Source organism: Gilliamella apicola, assembly GCF_003202655.1.
Lineage (GTDB): Bacteria > Pseudomonadota > Gammaproteobacteria > Enterobacterales > Orbaceae > Gilliamella > Gilliamella apicola_R.
In genome coordinates this window covers 306028-325570 of sequence record NZ_QGLR01000009.1, presented here as the reverse complement: position 1 = coordinate 325570, position 19543 = coordinate 306028, and the positions used below count along the sequence as shown (strand labels likewise).

The 19543-nt window shown below is 36.0% G+C and carries 18 protein-coding genes; 10 read left to right on the top strand and 8 right to left on the bottom strand.

What is annotated here, in order from left to right:
• The first annotated feature begins 371 nt into the window (after window positions 1–371).
• Genes DKK70_RS06115 through DKK70_RS06095 form a run of 5 tightly spaced genes read left to right on the top strand, consistent with a single transcriptional unit; the run spans window position 372 to window position 5415 of the window.
• A complete protein-coding gene (locus tag DKK70_RS06115; RefSeq protein ID WP_110433190.1) occupies window positions 372–1547 on the top strand; it encodes a pyridoxal phosphate-dependent aminotransferase in 1176 nt (391 codons plus the stop codon).
• Window positions 1532–2350 (top strand): MetQ/NlpA family ABC transporter substrate-binding protein, encoded by an 819-nt coding sequence (locus tag DKK70_RS06110; RefSeq protein WP_110433189.1) that lies wholly within the window; start codon window positions 1532–1534, stop codon window positions 2348–2350. The genes DKK70_RS06115 and DKK70_RS06110 overlap by 16 nt, the downstream gene beginning before the upstream one ends.
• Before the next feature lie 2 nt (window positions 2351–2352).
• A complete protein-coding gene (locus DKK70_RS06105) occupies window positions 2353–3372 on the top strand; it encodes a methionine ABC transporter ATP-binding protein (RefSeq protein ID WP_110433188.1) in 1020 nt (339 codons plus the stop codon).
• Window positions 3372–4043, top strand: coding sequence for a methionine ABC transporter permease (locus tag DKK70_RS06100; RefSeq protein ID WP_375334971.1), 672 nt, complete (start codon window positions 3372–3374; stop codon window positions 4041–4043). Before DKK70_RS06105 ends, DKK70_RS06100 begins: the two co-directional genes overlap by 1 nt.
• 13 nt (window positions 4044–4056) lie before the next feature.
• Window positions 4057–5415: an FAD-binding oxidoreductase gene (locus tag DKK70_RS06095; protein ID WP_110433187.1), complete on the top strand. Its 1359-nt coding sequence runs from the start codon at window positions 4057–4059 to the stop codon at window positions 5413–5415.
• Window positions 5416–5591: 176 nt separating this feature from the next.
• On the opposite strand, the gene DKK70_RS06090 is transcribed toward DKK70_RS06095, so the two are convergent.
• Complete coding sequence (locus DKK70_RS06090) at window positions 5592–5960, bottom strand: nitrous oxide-stimulated promoter family protein (RefSeq protein WP_110433186.1); 369 nt, start codon at window positions 5958–5960, stop codon at window positions 5592–5594.
• Window positions 5961–6033: 73 nt separating this feature from the next.
• On the opposite strand from DKK70_RS06090, the gene DKK70_RS06085 reads away from it, so the two are divergent.
• On the top strand, window positions 6034–6864 hold the full coding sequence (locus DKK70_RS06085; protein WP_110433185.1) for a shikimate 5-dehydrogenase: 831 nt from the start codon (window positions 6034–6036) through the stop codon (window positions 6862–6864).
• Window positions 6865–7346: 482 nt separating this feature from the next.
• On the opposite strand, the gene DKK70_RS06080 is transcribed toward DKK70_RS06085, so the two are convergent.
• Window positions 7347–8306 (bottom strand): carbohydrate kinase family protein, encoded by a 960-nt coding sequence (locus DKK70_RS06080; protein WP_110433184.1) that lies wholly within the window; start codon window positions 8304–8306, stop codon window positions 7347–7349.
• 469 nt (window positions 8307–8775) lie between these two features.
• Window positions 8776–10536, bottom strand: a complete 1761-nt coding sequence (gene ycaO / locus DKK70_RS06075; RefSeq protein WP_110433183.1) for a 30S ribosomal protein S12 methylthiotransferase accessory factor YcaO — start codon at window positions 10534–10536, stop codon at window positions 8776–8778.
• A 127-nt stretch (window positions 10537–10663) separates the two neighbouring features.
• On the opposite strand from ycaO, the gene DKK70_RS06070 reads away from it, so the two are divergent.
• Window positions 10664–10993, top strand: a complete 330-nt coding sequence (locus DKK70_RS06070; protein WP_110433182.1) for a DUF4282 domain-containing protein — start codon at window positions 10664–10666, stop codon at window positions 10991–10993.
• 98 nt (window positions 10994–11091) lie between these two features.
• Here DKK70_RS06070 and tsaD read toward each other — a convergent pair whose 3' ends face one another.
• From tsaD to coaE, 4 genes are read right to left on the bottom strand one after another with little or no spacing between them, the layout of a single operon-like run.
• Entirely contained in the window at window positions 11092–12102 is a 1011-nt protein-coding gene (tsaD, locus tag DKK70_RS06065) for a tRNA (adenosine(37)-N6)-threonylcarbamoyltransferase complex transferase subunit TsaD (protein WP_110433181.1), read from the bottom strand.
• Window positions 12102–12320, bottom strand: coding sequence for a DNA gyrase inhibitor YacG (yacG, locus tag DKK70_RS06060; protein ID WP_110423133.1), 219 nt, complete (start codon window positions 12318–12320; stop codon window positions 12102–12104). The genes tsaD and yacG overlap by 1 nt, the downstream gene beginning before the upstream one ends.
• A 25-nt stretch (window positions 12321–12345) precedes the next feature.
• Complete coding sequence (locus tag DKK70_RS06055) at window positions 12346–13083, bottom strand: cell division protein ZapD (protein WP_110433180.1); 738 nt, start codon at window positions 13081–13083, stop codon at window positions 12346–12348.
• Window positions 13076–13690 (bottom strand): dephospho-CoA kinase, encoded by a 615-nt coding sequence (gene coaE / locus DKK70_RS06050; RefSeq protein ID WP_110433179.1) that lies wholly within the window; start codon window positions 13688–13690, stop codon window positions 13076–13078. The genes DKK70_RS06055 and coaE overlap by 8 nt, the downstream gene beginning before the upstream one ends.
• A gap of 315 nt (window positions 13691–14005) precedes the next feature.
• Between coaE and lexA the strand changes: the two genes are divergently transcribed.
• Both lexA and DKK70_RS06040 read left to right on the top strand, forming a co-directional pair.
• Window positions 14006–14632: a transcriptional repressor LexA gene (gene lexA / locus DKK70_RS06045; protein ID WP_110423130.1), complete on the top strand. Its 627-nt coding sequence runs from the start codon at window positions 14006–14008 to the stop codon at window positions 14630–14632.
• 51 nt (window positions 14633–14683) lie between these two features.
• Window positions 14684–15061, top strand: coding sequence for a hypothetical protein (locus DKK70_RS06040; RefSeq protein WP_110433178.1), 378 nt, complete (start codon window positions 14684–14686; stop codon window positions 15059–15061).
• A gap of 240 nt (window positions 15062–15301) precedes the next feature.
• On the opposite strand, the gene DKK70_RS06035 is transcribed toward DKK70_RS06040, so the two are convergent.
• A complete protein-coding gene (locus DKK70_RS06035) occupies window positions 15302–16771 on the bottom strand; it encodes a hypothetical protein (protein ID WP_110433177.1) in 1470 nt (489 codons plus the stop codon).
• A 430-nt stretch (window positions 16772–17201) separates the two neighbouring features.
• On the opposite strand from DKK70_RS06035, the gene yccS reads away from it, so the two are divergent.
• Window positions 17202–19346 (top strand): YccS family putative transporter, encoded by a 2145-nt coding sequence (yccS, locus tag DKK70_RS06030; RefSeq protein WP_110433176.1) that lies wholly within the window; start codon window positions 17202–17204, stop codon window positions 19344–19346.
• Window positions 19347–19543: the final 197 nt, after the last annotated feature.

The following is a 19543-nucleotide window of genomic DNA, read 5'->3' as shown; positions in this document are numbered from 1 at the left end:
TAGAAAGATTTTATTAATAAGCTCTCCCTTCCCTGAATGAGTTGTAGAGTATAAGTTGATGTCATATTTTATCGTGGACATGAAAGCTGATGTTATTACCTTTAATTTAAATTAGATAAAAGTGGCAAAATAGGCTTATCGGTTTGTAATATTATAACTTTTATTATTAGGTTATTTAATATTGCTGGCATTAAATAAAACGTTTCCATTTAATTTTATTCTATGAAAAAGTGTAGATGTAGCATATCTAACTTTTAACTTAATTGAGTTATAAGAAAAAAGTATAACGATATATAAATATATTATTTAACGGTTTAATAAAGATTTTATATTATAATTTTCGACCTCATAATTTTAATATATAAAAAACAATGCATAAACTAGCCAATCGACTCGATCACTTTTCAGATTCGGTTATCCGTCGGATGACTCGGATCGCTAACCAATATCAAGCTATCAATTTGTCACAAGGATTTCCAGATTTTGATCCACCTAAACCGTTAATCGATGCGTTAAAACAAGCTGCTGATTACGGCCCTCATCAGTATGAAATCACTTGGGGCTCGGCTGAGTTTCGGCGTTTGTTAGCTAAAAAGCAACAAAAATTAATGCAGATTGATATCAATCCCGATGAGAATGTGTTGGTAACATGCGGTAGTACCGAGGCGATGATGTGCGCGGTGATGACGGTTTGTAATCCGAAAGATAAAGTTATCATTTTTTCACCGTTTTATGAAAATTACGGTGCGGATGCTATTTTGTCTGATGCGACGCCAATCTATGTGCCACTCATTCCACCTACCTTTGAATTTGATAAGCAACAACTTCGTGAAGCGTTTGAGCAAGGGGCAAAGGCGCTAATTCTATGTAATCCTAGCAATCCTTGTGGCAAAGTGTTTACTAAGAGTGAGCTTGAATATATTAGCCAATTAGCGATTGAATTTGATGCCTATATTATTACTGATGAAGTTTACGAGCATATGGTTTATGCTCCACATCAACATCTTTACTTAGCCAGCTTTGCCAATATGCGAGAGCGCACTATTTGCTGTAGCTCGTTGTCTAAAACCTATTCGATCACTGGTTGGCGACTCGGTTATATTATTGCCGATAAAAGAATTATTGATGGTTGTAAGATGATCCACGACTTTCTAACCGTCGGTGCAGCTGCGCCATTGCAAAAAGCGGCTTGTGCCGGGTTAGCATTAGGGGATGATTATTATCAACAATTAACCGAAACCTATACCGCTAAGCGTCGTCTATTTTTAAAGGGATTGGATGACTTGGGGCTTACTTATTATGAGCCACAAGGGGCTTATTATGTTTTAGTGGATATTTCAACGTTAAATCCATTTAAGACTGATTTTGAATTTTGTGAATGGTTAATTAAAGAAGTCGGCGTAGCGGCAGTGCCAGGGTCGGCCTTTTTTAAACATCCTGAATATCGTTATATTCGCTTCCATTTCGCTAAACAAGAACCTACGCTAATTGCAGCTTTAGAAAGACTCTCCAAACTTAAGGAAAAATTATCATGTTTAAAAAATTAATTGTGGCAAGTTTAGCCATTTTAACTTCACTGTTGGTATTAACTGGTTGTGACAGTGCTAAAAAAGAGAATCAAATTACTGTAGGCGTTGCCGCTGGTCCTTATGGTGATATGTTTAAACAAGCTATCGCCCCAGGTTTAGAGAAGAAAGGCTACCACATTGAAATTCGTGAATTTAGCGATTATGTTCAACCAAATTTAGCGTTAGCTAACAAAGATATCGACGTTAATTTGTTTCAACATTTGACTTATCTTAATAACTTCAAACAAGCTCGCAACTTAGACATTATTGCGATTGGCTTTGTTCCGACTGCTGGCGCCGGTATTTATTCAAACAAAATTACTGACTTTTCGCAATTAAAACAGGGCGATCAAGTGACCATCTCTAGCGATGTAACTAACGAAGCTCGTGCTTTACGTATTTTGGAAGCAGCAGGATTAATTAAACTTGATGCAAATGTAGATAAAAATAACTTAACCCCTAAAGATATTATTGAAAATCCTTATGGTTTAGAGATAGTGCCAATTGAAGCACCGCAAACACCACGCTCTTTAGACAATGTTGCGTTATCAGTCGTTAACGGTAATTATGCCATCGGTGCTGGTTTAGATCTCTCTAAAGCGCTTTATCACGAAGTATTAGATAAGGATCATAAAAATGTTATTGCCATTCGTGCTGAATCAAAAGATAGCTTAGGTAAAGACATTATTGAGGTGCTGCAATCACCTGAATTTAATCAAGTGATTAATGATAAAAATGGTATTTTCTATACCTTCCAAAAACCTGATTATCAGTTATTTTAATTATGCAAACTAATCCGTTAATTCAAGTAAAAAATGTTTCAGTAAAATTTACAGCCAAAGAGCAAGTAGTTGAAGCAGTTAAAAAGGTCTCATTTGATGTGAATCAAGGCGAGATCTTCGGTATCATTGGCTCAAGCGGTGCCGGTAAAAGTACGTTAGTGAGAACACTGAATCGACTTGCTGAACCCTCTTGCGGACAAGTTATTATCAATGGTGTTGATATTCAAACCTTACGCGGTCGTGAATTACAGGCGTTTCGGTTTCATGTTGGCATGATTTTTCAAAACTTCAATTTGGCATCATCGAAAACTGTCTATGAAAATATTGCCTTTGTGCTTAAAGCTGCCGGTAAAAAAGGCGATGCCGTTAAAAACAGAGTCAACGAATTGCTTGCTTTAGTCGGATTAAGTGATAAAGCTAGTGCCTATCCTGCTGAACTCAGTGGTGGGCAAAAGCAGCGAGTCGGCATTGCCAGAGCGCTAGCTAATGACGCCAAAATTCTTTTGTGTGACGAAGCAACGAGTGCATTAGATCCCACCACTACTAGCGCAATACTTGATCTACTAAAACAGCTCAATCAAGAATTTGGATTAACCATTGTACTAATCACCCATGAAATTGATGTGGTAAAAAAAATCTGTCATCGGGTTGCAGTAATGTCGCAAGGTGAAATTGTCGAAATGAATAGCACCTTCAACCTTTTTGCCTGTCCGAAACAACCGTTCACGCAAGAATTTCTCAATATTGATGAAAACACTCATTTACCGGATATCATCAAACAAAACGTTAAAGGTAAATTGGTCCGTTTGCGTTACATTAACGAAAACACCACCCAACCAATACTGTATCAATCTGCTATTGAAACGCAGGTTGCATTTAATATTTTACATGGTTTTATTGAATACTTCGACAACCAAGCTTTAGGTAATTTAGTGATTGAACTCATTGGTCAACCGGCAAATATTGAAAATCTAATAACCAAATTGGCAGCTCAAGAAGTGATTATTGAGGAAATAAATTAATGATAAAACTCACCATTGCCGAAATAGCGCAAATGTTATGGAAAGCCGCTTACGAGACATTTATTATGGTAAGTTGGTCATTGTTAGCCGGTTTAATATTCGGTACATTAATCGGTTTAGTGCTGTTTTTAATGTCGAATCAATTCTTCTTCAAAAATAGAATCATCAACAGTATTGCTAATTTTGTCGTCAACGCGACTCGTTCCATTCCGTTTTTAATATTAATGGTGACAGTACTGCCTTTAGGAGCATTATTGGTTGATACCGCAGTTGGTCCTAAAGCTGTGATCTTACCACTTTCGATAGCCGCTATCGCTTTTTATGCCAGATTAGCGGAAAACGCCTTTAGTCAAATTGACAAAGGGGTAATTGAGGCAGCGGTAGCCAGTGGAGCATCACATCTGCGGATTATATTTGGCATTTTGTTTCCTGAGGCGATGGCACAATTAATTCGTCACGCAACCGTCACTACCATCTCACTTATCAGCTTTAGCTCAATGGCCGGCGTTGTAGGTGGTGGTGGCATTGGTGACTTAGCCATCAGTTATGGTTATCAACGCTATGTGACCGAAGTGCTCATTTTATGCGTTGTTATTCTTATTTTTATTGTAATGGTGATTCAATACCTTGGTGACAAGTTAGCCAACCACTTTGATAAAAGCTATAAATAGTCGGTAATTCAACATGAACAAACTAACAGATATTATTAAAGACCCCCAACGTATCGTCTTACAAAATGCCATCCCACCATCGCACCTGACTGATGGTTTACAGCTAAAATACGGTCAGGCTGATATTTTAGTCTACCCCAAAACTACTGCCGAAGTGGTTGAGGTGGTTAAATTTGCAAATGCAAACAATCTGAATATTACTACTCGTGGCGCGGGGACTAACTTGGTTGGTTCTACCATTCCTAATGGTGGTATTATTCTTGATTTATCATTGATGACTAATATTGTTGAGCTAGATAAGCAAACTTTTACCGTTACCGTACAACCTGGTATTTTGCTGCAAGATCTGCAACAGTTTGTCGAACAACATGACCTATTTTATCCACCCGATCCTGGCGCGAAAACCGCTACTGTTGGCGGAAATATCAGTACCAATGCTGGTGGCATGCGAGCAGTAAAATATGGTGTGACCCGTGATTATGTGCAAGCCCTCGAAGTAGTAATGGCTGATGGAAGTGTGTTAACTATTGGCAGCAAAAATGTTAAGGACAATACCGGACTTGCCTTAAAACATCTGTTTATTGGTAGTGAAGGCACTTTAGGTATTATCACTCAATGTACACTAAAACTGATAGCCAAACCGAAAGTATCGCAAACGTTTATTGTCGGTTTTAATACCATTGAACAAGCCATTGCCAATATTACCACCGTACTGCATACCCTAACCCCAACAGCGTTAGAATTTGTCGAGCGTAAAGTGGCACAATGGGGCGAGCAGTACTCGGGTTTTCAATTTCCACTACCTAATAGCCAAGCTTATTTGATTATTATGTTGGATGGCGCCGATCTGCAAACCATCGAACAACAACGCCAGCAATTATTGGCTAATTTAGGTGATTGTGACTTTTTTGTTGCCGAAGATAGTAAGCAAACCAATCAAATTTGGACAATCCGCGGCTCATTAGTGCGCGCGGTTGAGGCAGTAACCCAGCAAGATCCGATTGATATTGTGGTACCAATAAATCGTATTGCCGATTTTATTAACTTTACCAAACAGCTTGAAGTACAAACCAAAGTACGCATGTTAGCCTTTGGTCATGCTGGGGATGGGAATATTCATCTCTGTATTTTGCGTGATGATCGTGATGACCATCAATGGCAAAGCGATCTGCAACTAGTCCATCAAGCACTGTATCAAAAATGTTTGGAACTTGGTGGCTTACCTTCAGCCGAACATGGCATTGGTACCGCAAAAGTTAGTTATTACAACGACGCCATTCCAGCAACAAATCGCCAACTTATGCGGGCTATCAAACAGCAGTTCGATCCTAAAAACTTACTAAACAATCAGGTCTATACAACTATCATTTAGTATAGCTATCATTTAATATAACTATGATTTAATCTGAATAACATCATTATCTCAATCATGAAGTTTGAGATGGTGATGTAAATTAGCATTACAACGATTTTAATGGTTAGAATAGGTTATAAACAGAATTAAGAAATGATTATACAATAGGCTATCCTTCGATATTTTCCTTAATGTTATTTCGTTTTAATTGAATGCTTTTCTCGAAATCTCTTCAAGATAGTTTTTAAGTTTTTATAGAGATGTTTAACAGCCATTATTGGGTGATGGAGCATCATTCTAGGGCCGGCATAGCGCATAACTTCTTTGATTTTTAGTTTGTAGTCTTTGCGATAGCAATGTTTTGGACAGAGTTCACAGGTGGTTTTCTGTTCACCAAATCGACACATAGTTAAACGTTGCATGGCATATTGCAACAGATCATTACACTCATCACAAAGCTGATTTTTCGGGGTATGGTGTTTCTGGCGGCAATAAAGGGCTATCATCACCCTTACCGTGGCTTTTTCTTGAGTAATTTTGGGACCAGTATTATTTGCAACCATAATTTGATAAAGTTAAATTTGAAAAAATGTTAGAATACTAAATTAATTAATATAATCACAAGGATTTTGTTTAATGGCAAGAATTATCAACAAAGATACTACGGTTTGTATGTCACTTTCAGCTAGACCTAGTAATTTTGGTACTCGTTTTCATAATTTTTTATATGAGAAATTAGATTTAAATTATCTTTATAAAGCATTTACCACCAATAATTTAAAAGATGCGATTTATGGTATCAAAGCATTGTCGATTCGCGGTTGTGCTATTTCAATGCCTTATAAGCAAGCATGTATTGAATTTATTGATGAATTAGATGTCTCAGTACAATCCATTCAAGCGGTCAATACCATTGTTAATACTGACCACTATCTAAAAGCCTATAACACTGATTATATTGCTGTTGAGAAGCTGATTAAAGCCAATCATATAAGTAATAATACGCCGTTTGTTTTAAAAGGTAGCGGTGGGATGGCAAATGCTGTAATTGGTGCATTTTATGATGCAGGTTTTAAACATGGAATTGTCTGTGCACGGAATGAGGAGAAAGGCCAAGCTTTAGCTGAGCGTTATCATTACAAATGGGTCAAGGACGAATCAACCATTACTCCTGAACAAGCAAAATTAATTATCAATGTTACGCCAATTGGCATGCAAGGTGGCGTTGAGGCAGACCAACTATCGTTTAGTGAAGCAATGATTAACCAAGCGGATATTATATTTGATGTAGTCGCCCTACCCGTTGAGACACCACTAATTAAATATGCCAAAAAGTTAAATAAAACCATTATTTCCGGTGCAGATGTTGCAGTGTTACAAGCGGTTGAACAATTTATTTTATACACTGGCGTGACACCTAATGATGAACTCATCCAGCAAGCCGGTGAGTTTGCCAGACAAGGTTAGTCGCGATGAGAAATTATTGAGAACTTATCTATACTGTGGGATGCATCAATCGCTACGTTGTAACAAAGTGCTGATGTTCAAGAGCGGTGAGTATCATCTAGCTATTTGTTAATAACATCCGGGAATCAAAATCTAACGGTGTAAAAAACTAATAGTTATACTTTGGGCATATTATCATGCCCATAATCAATCAACTGGAAGAATTGGTTAATATGACTCAGTGAAGCTTATTTTAACAAGATGGAGCTTCGGTCGATATTAGCCATTTGAAAAAACTCATTCGCCTTCCTCATCTAGATATTGTCGCCGTTGAGAAATAATACCGAAAAGCGAAAACAACCTAAAGGCAATCAAATAAAAAGCCATTTAGTCGCCAAAAATCGAGGAAAGCTATTTAAATAAAAAATAGAGGCACACTTTTTTGGAGTTTTCAAATCGCCTAAATAAAAACAACATAGGCTGTTAATAGGCTAACTTATACATTAAAAATATTGAGTAAATTTGTTACTGAAGCTTTTCCCTACACGATTTATATCAACCAAGTTTGGCATTGCGTTTCGCCCTCTTTTTTGTTGATTAGTTGCAGCAAGCGAAAGGTTGGCAAATAATATAGTTTTTTCTAAAGACCAACCATAACTAATCCCATAGGCAAAAGCACCTTGAAAAATAGCGACATCAATCAGGTAATCAGATGATTGATTCTCAAAGGCTGGGATGATGACCACTTGTTGACGATCAAGATATGCGCAGCCTTTTTTGTCCAAGCGAATAATAACTTTGCCATTGGTTAAACTGCGTAATCTTTTAAGCGCATTTTTAATCTCTTCTCGATGACGAAAGTTTTTTAATTTTAAAAACGCACCGGCAAATTTTTCCGTCACAATTAAATAATCAGCATGTTGTGCTAAATATAGGCTAGAATCAGATAGGTTATCGATACACATAATCACTTTAATTTTAGGTAAATGCTCGATGAGATATTCACTTAATTCTGCCTCATATCCATCAATTAAGATAACAATATCATGTTTATGACCATTCATGGTTTGCATAAAATGGTTAAGCTTATTCTTTTCCGCCATGGTTAACTTAGGCGGTGTGGTTAACCGGTGAGATATCACTGAATGGGTTCCGGCTTTCTCATCAATGGTGATAGCTTCTAAAGGCGTAACCATTTTTTCAGAAAAGATAAATTGCCCAGTATTAACACCAGCATCGGTAAGTTCTGATACAATCTGATTAGCATAATTATCGTTGTTTAAATGACTAATGTGATAAATCTTCTCCCCCCAAAGGGCGAGTAAATAAGCCGCATTAGCACATGCCCCACCACCACTACGCACAATATTAGCAGATGAGTTTAAACCACTTTGTTCTAAACTAGCGGAACTAACACAAACCAAATCTAAACAAGCAAAACCTACGGTAAGAATTGTCATCATTTAGCCTCGATAGATAATTTAATAAACAATACTAAAAATTGAAAAATGATCTGATCTAGTTTTTTATGATATAGCGATTTATGATTTAATTTTGTTCAACTTGATTATGTTTTAGCTAACTATACTGGCGATAAAAATTGTAGAGAAAAGTGAAAAGCAATAAGGAAATTAGGCTTATTGCTTTAAGTAAAAAACGATGCCTCAAAGGGCTTTATTATGTTCAAAAAACTATAATTTGATTTATCAGTTATAGAATAATCCAATTTAGGATTGTTTTTATATTAAGTGATTTAGATAAGCTTGATAAGCATAAAAACTAAATTCTGTGATATATCTCTCAAATATAGTCCTTTTATTACTAAATATCAAACCAAAATCGCCATTAGATAATCACCAATAACGATTCATGACGGTTATGATAACTATGGTTAGGTTATCTCATTTTTTACGTTAATAAGAAGACATCATGTTACATAGTTTGTTGTAATTTATGATAAACCGCTAAAAGTTTTTGATGCATAGCAAATTGTTCCATTGGATTATTGCCATACTGAGCATCCTTCGACTCAGTTAGACCGAAAAATTGTTTTTTAGCGGTCGCATATTGCCACATATCATCAACACAGTCTTTTCCATACATTTTATTAAATGCCTTTTGGTAATCACTAAATTGATTCTCTCCGCGTTCAATAATAAAATTAACTAAAGTTTGTAAACAACGATAAGCGTGATTGCGTTCCGGTGTGAAAATGGATTCGTTCATTTCAACCGTCCAGTCGATCCACAATTTTGCTTGCGGTAAATCAGCCGCCGCTAATGCCAACATGGCTTTTAACTCACCAATTCTTAAGGTTAACCACGCATTATCTCTACCGGTTGCAATGCCAAGTAATTCACGAACTCGAGCAAAATCATCTAAACCTTCATCATCCAATTGTTCAATAATCGCCAATAATTGTTTTGCCGTACGTTTTTGTTGAGGGAGGGATAAGATCAGTTCACGCAGGTGGATCGCCATATTATTATTGGCGATCAATAGATCTTCCGGCGGATAGATTTCTGACATACCGACAGCTAAAATGCGGCATGCATAAACACCAAGATGCTGGTAATCCATGATAAGCACTTCGATTTTATGATGATCAAAAATAGCCATTAAGTTGGCAAATTCCTGTTCGGTCGTACCCGAAAAATCCCAGTCTACAAATTCATAATCCGATTTTTCATTGAACAGATCCCACGAGATTAAGCCACTTGAATCAATAAAATGGGTTTCTAAATTACTTAAATCCGCCACATCATCATTATCAAAGCTTGGCGGGGAAAACACATCCAGATCTTTAAGGCTTCGACCTTGCAGTAACTCGGTAACCGTTCGCTCTAGGGCTACACCAAAATTAGGATGTGCACCGAAAGAGGCATAACAAGTCCCATTTTGTGGATTAAATAACACTACGCAGATAACTGGGAATTCGCCGCCTAAAGACGCATCAAAACAGTAAATGGGGAAACCTTGTTTTTCTAGCGCATCAATTGCCGCTAACACAGCTGGATAACGATTGAGTACTTCAGCAGGAATGGTTGGCAGGCTGATTGCTTCGGCGATGATCTTATTTTTAGTATAACGCTCAAATATTTCTGATAATCCTTGAACGCGTGCTTCGTTTGGCGTGTTGCCTGCTGACATTCCATTAGAAGCGTATAAGTTAGCAATTAAATTAACAGGTACATAAATAGTTTTGCCATCGGATTGTTGCACAAATGGTAATGCGCAAATTCCACGTTCGCCATTACTTGACTGTAGATCGATTAAATCGGTCGCAGTTAATTCATGATCCGGATCATAAAACTTCATTAAATTGGGTGATAATAATCCTTTTGGCAAGCTGTTATCTTTCGGGATTGCGAACCATTTTTCAGATGGATAGTGAACAAATTCACCATTAGCCACTTTTTCACCTAAATAAAAATCAGAAAAAAAGTAATTAGTTGAAAGTCGTTCAAAATACTCACCAAGTGCTGACGCTAAAGCTGCTTTTTTACTGGCACCTTTACCATTGGCAAAACAGAGAGGACATTGGGTATTTTGGATATGTACCGACCAAACATTAGGCACGGGGTTAAGCCATGATGCCTCATTGACGGCTAAATCATATTTATCTAGTTGTTGATGAAAATAGTTAATGGAATCTTCTAATGCGGCATCTTTACCGGGAATAAATGTTTTCATACTGAATTTAAGGAAACCTTTGTTGAAATTAGCGTTGATTTATTAATCCAATTGTTATTAAATGTATCGTTTTTTTTCGTAAAGTGAAAGTAATAAAATTATTAATTTTTAATTAAGGAAATAAAAAATGAAAAATATAATCGATACCGAAGGTCTTTCTTTTAAGGACTTATTCTTTTTTAACAAGATGATTACGCCTAAAATTATTACTATAGTCTATTGGATAAGCTTAATTCTTATCGCAATTTCAGGTCTGGTTGTAATCTTCTCTAGTCTTTTTATATTGCGATATAGTTTTGGTTCTGGCCTAATGGGCATCATAAGTGGCATCCTAACAATTATTGTAGGTACTGTGTTTACTCGTATTGGATATGAGTTAATTTCTATATTATTCAATATTAACCGAAATATCGAAAAACTCGCTTCAAACAAATCTATTGATAATAAAAACCTATAATGCAAAACGATGTAAGTGGGGAAGTTTCCCCACTAATCCCACTAATAAAGTGTAATAAATTCAATCATTAAGTTATTAACTTAGAAATTACTCATCGTTTACAATTCACTTAACGGCCATCTTGGTTTAACCTCAATGGCGAGATCAGCAAATTGTGATGCTTTAAGATGAATCATACCAGCATAGGCAATCATCGCACCATTATCAGTACAAAATTCCAATCGCGGATAATAAACCTGTCCTTTTCGTTCAGCCATTAATTGAGCTAATTTGCTACGCAAGGTCTTATTGGCACTAACACCACCGGCAATGACTAAACGATTAAAACCAGTTTGATCTAATGCACGGCGTGATTTAATTAACAAAGTATCAACTAATGCATCTTCAAATGCCCTTGCAATATCGGCTTTAGTTTGTTCATCAAGATCCTGTTTTTGCAGATTAATAGTATTAGCCGCAGCGGTTTTCAAACCAGAAAAACTAAAATCTAATCCTGGTCTATCGGTCATCGGTCTTGGGAAATGAAAACGTGAGGTATTCCCTTGTTCAGCGAGTTTGGATAATTTTGCGCCACCGGGGTAATCTAATCCTAATAATTTGGCAGTCTTATCAAACGCTTCACCAGCAGCATCATCAATTGATTCACCCAGAAGCGCATATTCACCAATGCCAGTAACTTTAATTAATTGGGTATGACCACCAGAAACTAGCAAAGCAACAAAAGGAAACGCTGGCGGATTATCTTCCAACATTGGTGCCAATAAATGGCCTTCCATATGATGTACCGCAACGGCAGGCACTCCCCAAGCATAAGCCAATGAACGCCCGACTGATGCTCCGACCATTAGAGCCCCGATTAGGCCTGGTCCAGCAGTATAAGCCACACCATCAATATCACTCGCCGTTAAATTAGCTTGTTTTAGCGCTGCTTGAATTAATGGTACAGTTTTACGAATATGATCGCGCGAAGCCAATTCTGGCACTACACCACCATAATCAGCATGCAATTTAATTTGTGAATAGAGTTGATTTGCGATAAGTCCTTGCTTGTCATCATAAATGGCAACGCCAGTTTCATCGCATGAGGTTTCAATGCCTAAAATCTTCATCAATGTTTACTCATTAGATCGGAAATCTCGTCTTCGCTCCAAAGATCTTGTTCAGTAAGTTCTTTATCAGCAATACGATGCTCTTCCGTAGCCCAATCACCTAAATCTATTAGTTGACAACGTTTACAACAAAATGGTCGATATGGACTTTTTTCGGACCACTCAACATCTTTGTGACAGGCAGGACACTTTACAATTGTAATGGTATTGTTATTCATTTGAACATTCTTAAATAATAGTAAGCTAACAACATGCAAGTTCAAATTCTATTGCATCGTTATTGGTAAAATCGCCAGTATGCAGGGGTAAAAAACGAATACTATATCGCGACATATGGCCAGAAACTTGGGGATACGTATTTTTATCTAAAGCAACACGGATCCGAATCAAATTTACTTCACCATTGGTTTCTTGGAAAAAGTTATTGGTACAAATAAAGGAGTGAAACTCCCCTAACTGCCGAATAAACTGCAAACATGTTTTTAAAAGTTCATCAAGCAAAGCAAAATTCTGCAACCATTTATCAACTTGTATATTACGTACTTCCTGAGGCTGGTTCAACCATAAATGGAACAATGGCAAATCAAAACTACAACAGCCACCAGGTATCATTAAACGTTGCCGTATTGCCGTGATAAAACGGTCATCTTTCAAAACTTGTCCTAAGCGTAAATTTGAATCAAATTGAGTTAAGTAAAGATCATATTTTTCAATCATCTCATTAAGTAACTCTTTATTAACGCCATCAAGTTCGATCCAAGATAAAAGTTTTTGCTTTTGGGCTTCAAGTTCTTTAAGTAAATCACCTTTAATATCATTACGTTCAATAATTTCCAACAATTCTGATAATAAATGAAAAAACAATAACGCATTAGCTTGTTGAAAATGGCGATTTAAATATAACTGATTAAGTAAGAACTCAATACGTAACCAAGTACGCATTCTTTCATTTAATGGATGTTCAAAAATAATGTTATTCATAGCTATTCTTAACTTTTGAGTTATGTAAATATTGCTTGTGTAAATGATCAATTTGAACTGTTAATGCGGCTAAATTACCATCATTAACAATAATATCATCAGCAAATGCCAAACGATCGGTTAAAGAAACTTGTGTTCTTATCATTCTATTTGCTAATGACTCACTGATTCCATCTCGATTAATTAATCGCTCTAATTGTAACTCTTCCGGTGTATCAATCAGCAAAATTCGATCAGCCAAATGTTGTAAATTATTTTCAATTAATAATGGCACTACCCAAATCACATAAGGTGCAGTTTGCTCGGCAAACTGTTTTTGCGTCTCTTGTGCAATAATAGGATGCAGTAAATTATTTAACCATAATCTTTCATGATCATTATTGAAAATAATTTCCCTTAACTGACTACGATCCAATTCACCGTTTGCTAACAAGATTTCTTGACTAAAATGCTTAACTATTTGCGTCAAAGCAGAGGTTCCTATTGCAACTACTTGACGAGCAATTACATCAGCGTCAATAATTGGCACACCTAATTGAGCAAATAGATTGGCAATGGTAGTTTTACCACTGGCAATTCCACCACTAAGTGCAACAATATAAGACATAATCTAGATTCCGACTAATGACAACTGGTGCAGATTATAACATACAACTTCACAACAGAATATATAACAATCTATCCTTGAAATAAGCTTTTCAATAGTCCTAAGTGTGTTCAGCCTATTTAATCACCTAGCCCAATAATTATTGGGAAAGCACTTTTATGAAAAATATCATTTCATTTTGCGATTTAAATCGTAAATCTAATGTTTTTTTGTAATTTTTACCATCAATTAACAAAAAAATTAGATAAAACAGTTGTTTTGTTTATTTAGCTGTATATAATCACATATATCTGTATATAAAAACAGGAATTGATTATGAGACCATTAACCGAACGTCAACAACAAATCTATGATTTAATTAAGGAAAACATTCAAACCACCGGAATGCCACCTACTCGAGCGGAAATAGCCCAAAAATTAGGATTTCGATCTGCTAATGCAGCTGAAGAACATCTTAAAGCATTAGCTAAAAAAGGGGCGATTGAAATGATTGCCGGATCATCGCGAGGTATTCGTCTATTATTGGAACAACCTGAGAACTTATCCGAATTTGAAGGCATCCCCCTTATTGGTAAAGTTGCCGCTGGATCGCCAATTTTGGCACAAGAACATATTGAAAGCCATTATCAAATGTCGCCAGCATTATTTAAACCACAAGCTGACTTTTTATTAAGAGTCCAAGGTATGTCAATGAAAGACATTGGTATTTTAGATGGTGATTTGCTTGCCGTACACAAAACCCAAGATGTTAAAAATGGTCAAGTGGTTGTGGCACGCATTGATGACGAAGTCACGGTTAAACGATTATCGCAAAAGGGTCGACATGTAAAACTTCTTGCTGAAAATCCTGAATTTGCGCCAATCGATATCGATTTAGAACAACAGAGTTTTGCTATTGAAGGTATTGCTGTTGGTATTATTCGTAATGGTTCGTGGATGTAATCCAAAAGATAGTATAAAATAACTACTAATTGTTGCTTAGGAGATAACAATATGTGGTTATTTTGGTTATATGAATTTTTAGGATTCGTTGGAGTTATAATATTAGTCTTCGTTTACTGTCGTATTCGAAAACAGGGTTTTTGGTCTTTTTTATGGCACAACTTAAAATGGATTTCCATTGGTGTTGCTAGTGTTTGGTTATTAATTGCGCTTATTTGTCGAAATGACTTGTACAATGCGGCAAAATGTTATTTCCGCGGTGAAAGTATGCATGCAAACACCAAATATTCTATCTTTTGGAGCGAATGTCAAATCGAAACCTCTAATGGCAACTATTTACCAATTGATCGCACCCGTGCGTTACCGGGTGCAAAAGATAATGGTAGTCATGATGGTGGCGTTCCTGCTGATGATTTAATCATTAACTGATCATTTTTAAATAGAAACACAGACAATGCTGTGCATTGTCTGTGTTTATTTTAAACTTCTTGATTGGCTTTCAATTACTGCTCTTTAATTTTATTAGCCAGTACGTTTTTTACTTGTTTGAACTTAATAACATAGGCACATGTAGATCACCACTACAATTCCAAAGACGAGAAAAGATGAAGTGGATTTGACATAAATATCAAGCGCAATCTTAATCACCTCCGGCCTCAAGAATAAAAACTATGGGGTGACGCAAGCAGCTGAACTACCATCGTTTGGATCGTTATTACTAACATAACCGGTGACCGAGCTGACATCAAACAGATTATTATTGTTGATATCACTAACCCAATAGAATTCATCAAGGTTATCAAAGTTAACATTACCCCATTCAGTAAATAGACCTGCACCAATCTGCCGCTGATAATGATTGCCAGATGAAGGAGGAAAGGCACTTGTAAAATTAGCCCCAATGGCATTAGTAAGATCTTTAATTTTAGGCAATCTGTAACCAATTTGATTGCACCAAGACTCTTGGTCACGCATAGATGCTGTAACAATTCCTCGATCGACAAACCATTGATTCAACTTAAATCCATATTTGACAACCTGGTTACCATTACTATCGCGACCAACTAACTCAAATACTTGAGGCAAAGATGGCCTAGGGATGTTCCCCGGATTATTTGAACGCCATTGCGAGTCTGTAGCGGCAGGACCAGTTAGGGTTACACGGACGTTTGTACTTGTAGGGTTTGTCATAGTAGCAGTAATACCACTATGAGTAACAGAAGCCCATGTCAAAGAATCACTACCGACTATTTTTAAATCGAAATAAAGACCATTAGCGCCAGTAGTAGGGAAATTTAGATTATAATATAAAGAATTAGTAGATTGTACAAAAAACCCCTCCCTAGGTTCCCAAATTGAAATTGGGCCAGCATAATAGCCTTCACCATTCATTAAATTTGGTCTTGCAAAACATACCGTTGGTGACATCCTAGGGCTAAGATAATAATTAACTGTAGAAGATTCGTACACAGTGGTTTTAGGTACACCATATATTGTGCTTAATTGGCTTGGAATATTACTTAAAGTTAATTTATAAGGCGCTTTACATATGTCCAATCTTGAACTACGTGCAACAGCTTGATTATATTTATCAACAATTAATAAACTTAAACTGCCGGTGGCTGAAACACCATTATTACCCTGACCATCGCCATCATCATCTCCCCAATAATTATAGGGTGAACGGACAAGTTGATTTAGGTTAACTGAATCAACATCAGTTGGTATAAACATAGCGATATCAGCAAAACTCTCATCAGTGGATAATTCAATAGGATTTGAAGCACTAGAGGGATTGGTTAAAGGAGTAAATGTAATCCCGTTTGATAAGGTAATTCCAAGCAATCCTTCAGTATCAATTGCACGTGTACGCCCACCATTGAAAGTTAAATAAGGTGCATTACCATGAACAAAATTTGATGTCACTGAGGTTAATGCTTGGCTATGATAGGAAATTAAATCAAGTAAAATGAATAATAACGCTAAAAACATCCGCCGGTAAAATAAATGACAAAATAATTTTAACAAAGAAATTAAATTTCCGTAGAAAAACGAAATATAGTGAAACGGACGGTGATTACTAAAACAAGATAAAGCTAAATCATTGGATAACCAGCATACCGCAATTTTATAATGCATCTCGACAATCCTACCAATTAAATTTTTGTTATATTTTAATTATCTATCAGACTGATCACTTTCTAATCATTTTTTGCCTAGTATATTGACTAAATAAAACAACGCAACTTTTATTAAAGTTTGAATTGTAAACTTTTGTAAATGTTATCAATGAGTTTGACTCAAGAATTTAATTTTTGAATGTGATAAGGACCAATTTTTAAATGCCCAGTAATTCAAAATAGAACATGCAAATATATTTATGAAGGTAATAAAAACAGTAATAAAAATGAAATAAGAATAAATTAATTGTTTTCTTATAATTCAATCATAAATTAACGATATAAAATAATGATTCATTATTCGATAAAGCATAAAGAAGCTTTGTTTACTTTGAAGATTATAGTATCCTTATCCTAATTATATTAACTCTCTTCAAACACTCGATAACGTGCATTCTTTTATCATATCTTTACGCAAAGTCTTTTATAGCAGTAATTTGCTATTTAGTATTCGTATGCTTGTGAGCTTAACTGGCTCGACGCTAGTACCATGGTATTTGGGTTCGGTCTCGTTGGTAATTCCGCTTACTTTAGGTGTGGTTGCCGCTGGATTGACCGAAATTGATACTCGTTTGTTGAGTCGCTGTATTAATATTCTGCTTACACTAGTTTGCTTTGCGATTGCAACGTTTTCCGTCGAGTTATTGTTTGATTTTCCTCTACTGTTTATTGTTGGTTTAGTGAGTTCAACATTTATGTTCATCATGCTCGGCTCGCTTGGGCAACGTTACGGGGTGATAGCTTTTGGTTCGTTGTTGATTGCAGCTTATACTATGCTTGGGCATAATCTGTTTGAAGATAACTATACCCTTCCTTGTTTTCTGCTATTGGGCGCACTTTGGTATAATGTGGTTTCATTAATTGAGTCGATTGTGCAACCAATTCGCACAACTCAACAAACGCTAACAAATTGTTTTATAAAACTATCACTTTATCTTGATGCCAAAGCCGCTATGTTCGATCCTGATGAATCGGAAGGTTTTAAACGGCAAACTCTTGAGTTAACGGAAAGCAATACTCAAGTGATTAAGGTGTTTAACGATGCTAAGCGTTCGCTGTTTAATCGTTTAAAGGGATTTCGTGGACAAGCTTATATCAGGAAAATGTTAAGCTATTATTTTGTTGCCCAAGATATTCATGAGCGAGCGAGTTCATCTCATGGTGATTATCAAGCGCTCAGTGAACACTTTAAACATAGTGATCTATTATTTCGTTTTGCACGAATTCTAAATTTACAAGCTAAAGCTTGTGCCAAGCTAGCGGTTTCGATTAAATTAAATCAAACTTATCATCATGATCCGTTATTTGCTCGTTATTTTACTTATCTTGAAGAAGCAATCGTTCAGTATCGACAACAATCTAATGCCAATTTGTTATTAATAAAGTCGCTGCAAAATCTTCACCAAAATTTGCTCGCCATCGATTTATTATTGGCCAATATTGATACCGAGCAACATTTGTCTAAAGCTCAAGAAGATAATCAATTAATTGATGAAGAGCTAACTCGCTTCCATGATATTTTTGCAAGAATTAAGCAAAATTTAACGCTAAAATCATCACTATTTCGTCATGCAATTCGTATGAGTATCGTACTTTTTATTGGTTACATGGTGATTTACTTTTCTCATCTTTCTCATGGTTATTGGATTATTTTAACCAGTCTGTTTGTTTGTCAGCCTAACTATTCGACCACAAAATACCGCTTAAAATTACGGGTGATCGGCACGGTTTTAGGAATTGTTGTCGGTATCCCATTAACTTATTTATTCCCAAGTGTTGAAGCGCAATTAGTATTAATAATTTTGACCGGTTGGTTGTTTTTCTTATTTAAGAATTCACAATACGCCTATGCGACCGCTTTTATCACTTTATTGGTGTTCTTTAGTTTTAGTTTGATTGGTGAAAGCAGTATTTCGGTAGCAATTTCGCGCATTATTGCGACATTAATTGGTTGTTTTATTGCTTGGTTGGCTGTTAGTTTTATTTGGCCGGATTGGAAGTTTAGAAATTTGCCTAAATTACTCGATCGAGTTTGCCATGATGATAGTCATTACTTAGCGTTAATTGGAAGCCAATATGTATCTGGCAAAACCAATGATCCTAAATATCGAGTTGCGCGACGAGCTGCTCATGACAGTAATGCCGATTTATCATCCTTAATCAGCTTAATGACCAAAGAGCCTCATGTAAAACCAGATGTCATTGAACAAGGTTTCCGATTATTGACACTTAATCATATGTTTATTAGTTATTTATCGACGCTCGGTGCTCATCGCGATAAAAGTATTTCTACCCACACGCTTGAGCTTTTTGATGATGTGTCGGTATATATAATTAATATTTTAAGTAGCCAAAAAATCGATGGTGAATATCAAGCCCTAAAAAAAGTGGTTACCAGTTATATTGAATCATTGTCGTTTAATGATGATCAAATCAATAATGATCTACTGGTAATGCAGCAATTAGCTTTAATTTTAGATATTCTGCCAGAAATAATGTCTCTTATTGGTAAATTGAGTAATCAAACAGCTTAATAGAATTGTTTTGACCTTCCTTAATAAAGAAAGAGTTATTTTGGGATAGTTATTATCAAATAAAATAGTAACATTATGAACCAATTAAGGATAAATAGTATGGTATTTTGCAATAATCTATCTAATAATCTTGCAAAAATATTGATAAGTCCATACCGTTATAAAATTATTTATTAACGGTAGACAAAATTTAGCAA

What these genes read in the sequence shown, in the direction of transcription:
- DKK70_RS06115 (WP_110433190.1), top strand. Translation starts at nt 372, where the DNA reads ATGCATAAACTAGCCAATCGACTCGATCACTTTTCAGATTCGGTTATC.
- DKK70_RS06110 (WP_110433189.1), top strand. Translation starts at nt 1,532, where the DNA reads ATGTTTAAAAAATTAATTGTGGCAAGTTTAGCCATTTTAACTTCACTG.
- DKK70_RS06105 (WP_110433188.1), top strand. Translation starts at nt 2,353, where the DNA reads ATGCAAACTAATCCGTTAATTCAAGTAAAAAATGTTTCAGTAAAATTT.
- DKK70_RS06100 (WP_375334971.1), top strand. Translation starts at nt 3,372, where the DNA reads ATGATAAAACTCACCATTGCCGAAATAGCGCAAATGTTATGGAAAGCC.
- DKK70_RS06095 (WP_110433187.1), top strand. Translation starts at nt 4,057, where the DNA reads ATGAACAAACTAACAGATATTATTAAAGACCCCCAACGTATCGTCTTA.
- DKK70_RS06090 (WP_110433186.1), bottom strand. Translation starts at nt 5,960, where the DNA reads ATGGTTGCAAATAATACTGGTCCCAAAATTACTCAAGAAAAAGCCACG.
- DKK70_RS06085 (WP_110433185.1), top strand. Translation starts at nt 6,034, where the DNA reads ATGGCAAGAATTATCAACAAAGATACTACGGTTTGTATGTCACTTTCA.
- DKK70_RS06080 (WP_110433184.1), bottom strand. Translation starts at nt 8,306, where the DNA reads ATGATGACAATTCTTACCGTAGGTTTTGCTTGTTTAGATTTGGTTTGT.
- ycaO (WP_110433183.1), bottom strand. Translation starts at nt 10,536, where the DNA reads ATGAAAACATTTATTCCCGGTAAAGATGCCGCATTAGAAGATTCCATT.
- DKK70_RS06070 (WP_110433182.1), top strand. Translation starts at nt 10,664, where the DNA reads ATGAAAAATATAATCGATACCGAAGGTCTTTCTTTTAAGGACTTATTC.
- tsaD (WP_110433181.1), bottom strand. Translation starts at nt 12,102, where the DNA reads ATGAAGATTTTAGGCATTGAAACCTCATGCGATGAAACTGGCGTTGCC.
- yacG (WP_110423133.1), bottom strand. Translation starts at nt 12,320, where the DNA reads ATGAATAACAATACCATTACAATTGTAAAGTGTCCTGCCTGTCACAAA.
- DKK70_RS06055 (WP_110433180.1), bottom strand. Translation starts at nt 13,083, where the DNA reads ATGAATAACATTATTTTTGAACATCCATTAAATGAAAGAATGCGTACT.
- coaE (WP_110433179.1), bottom strand. Translation starts at nt 13,690, where the DNA reads ATGTCTTATATTGTTGCACTTAGTGGTGGAATTGCCAGTGGTAAAACT.
- lexA (WP_110423130.1), top strand. Translation starts at nt 14,006, where the DNA reads ATGAGACCATTAACCGAACGTCAACAACAAATCTATGATTTAATTAAG.
- DKK70_RS06040 (WP_110433178.1), top strand. Translation starts at nt 14,684, where the DNA reads ATGTGGTTATTTTGGTTATATGAATTTTTAGGATTCGTTGGAGTTATA.
- DKK70_RS06035 (WP_110433177.1), bottom strand. Translation starts at nt 16,771, where the DNA reads ATGCATTATAAAATTGCGGTATGCTGGTTATCCAATGATTTAGCTTTA.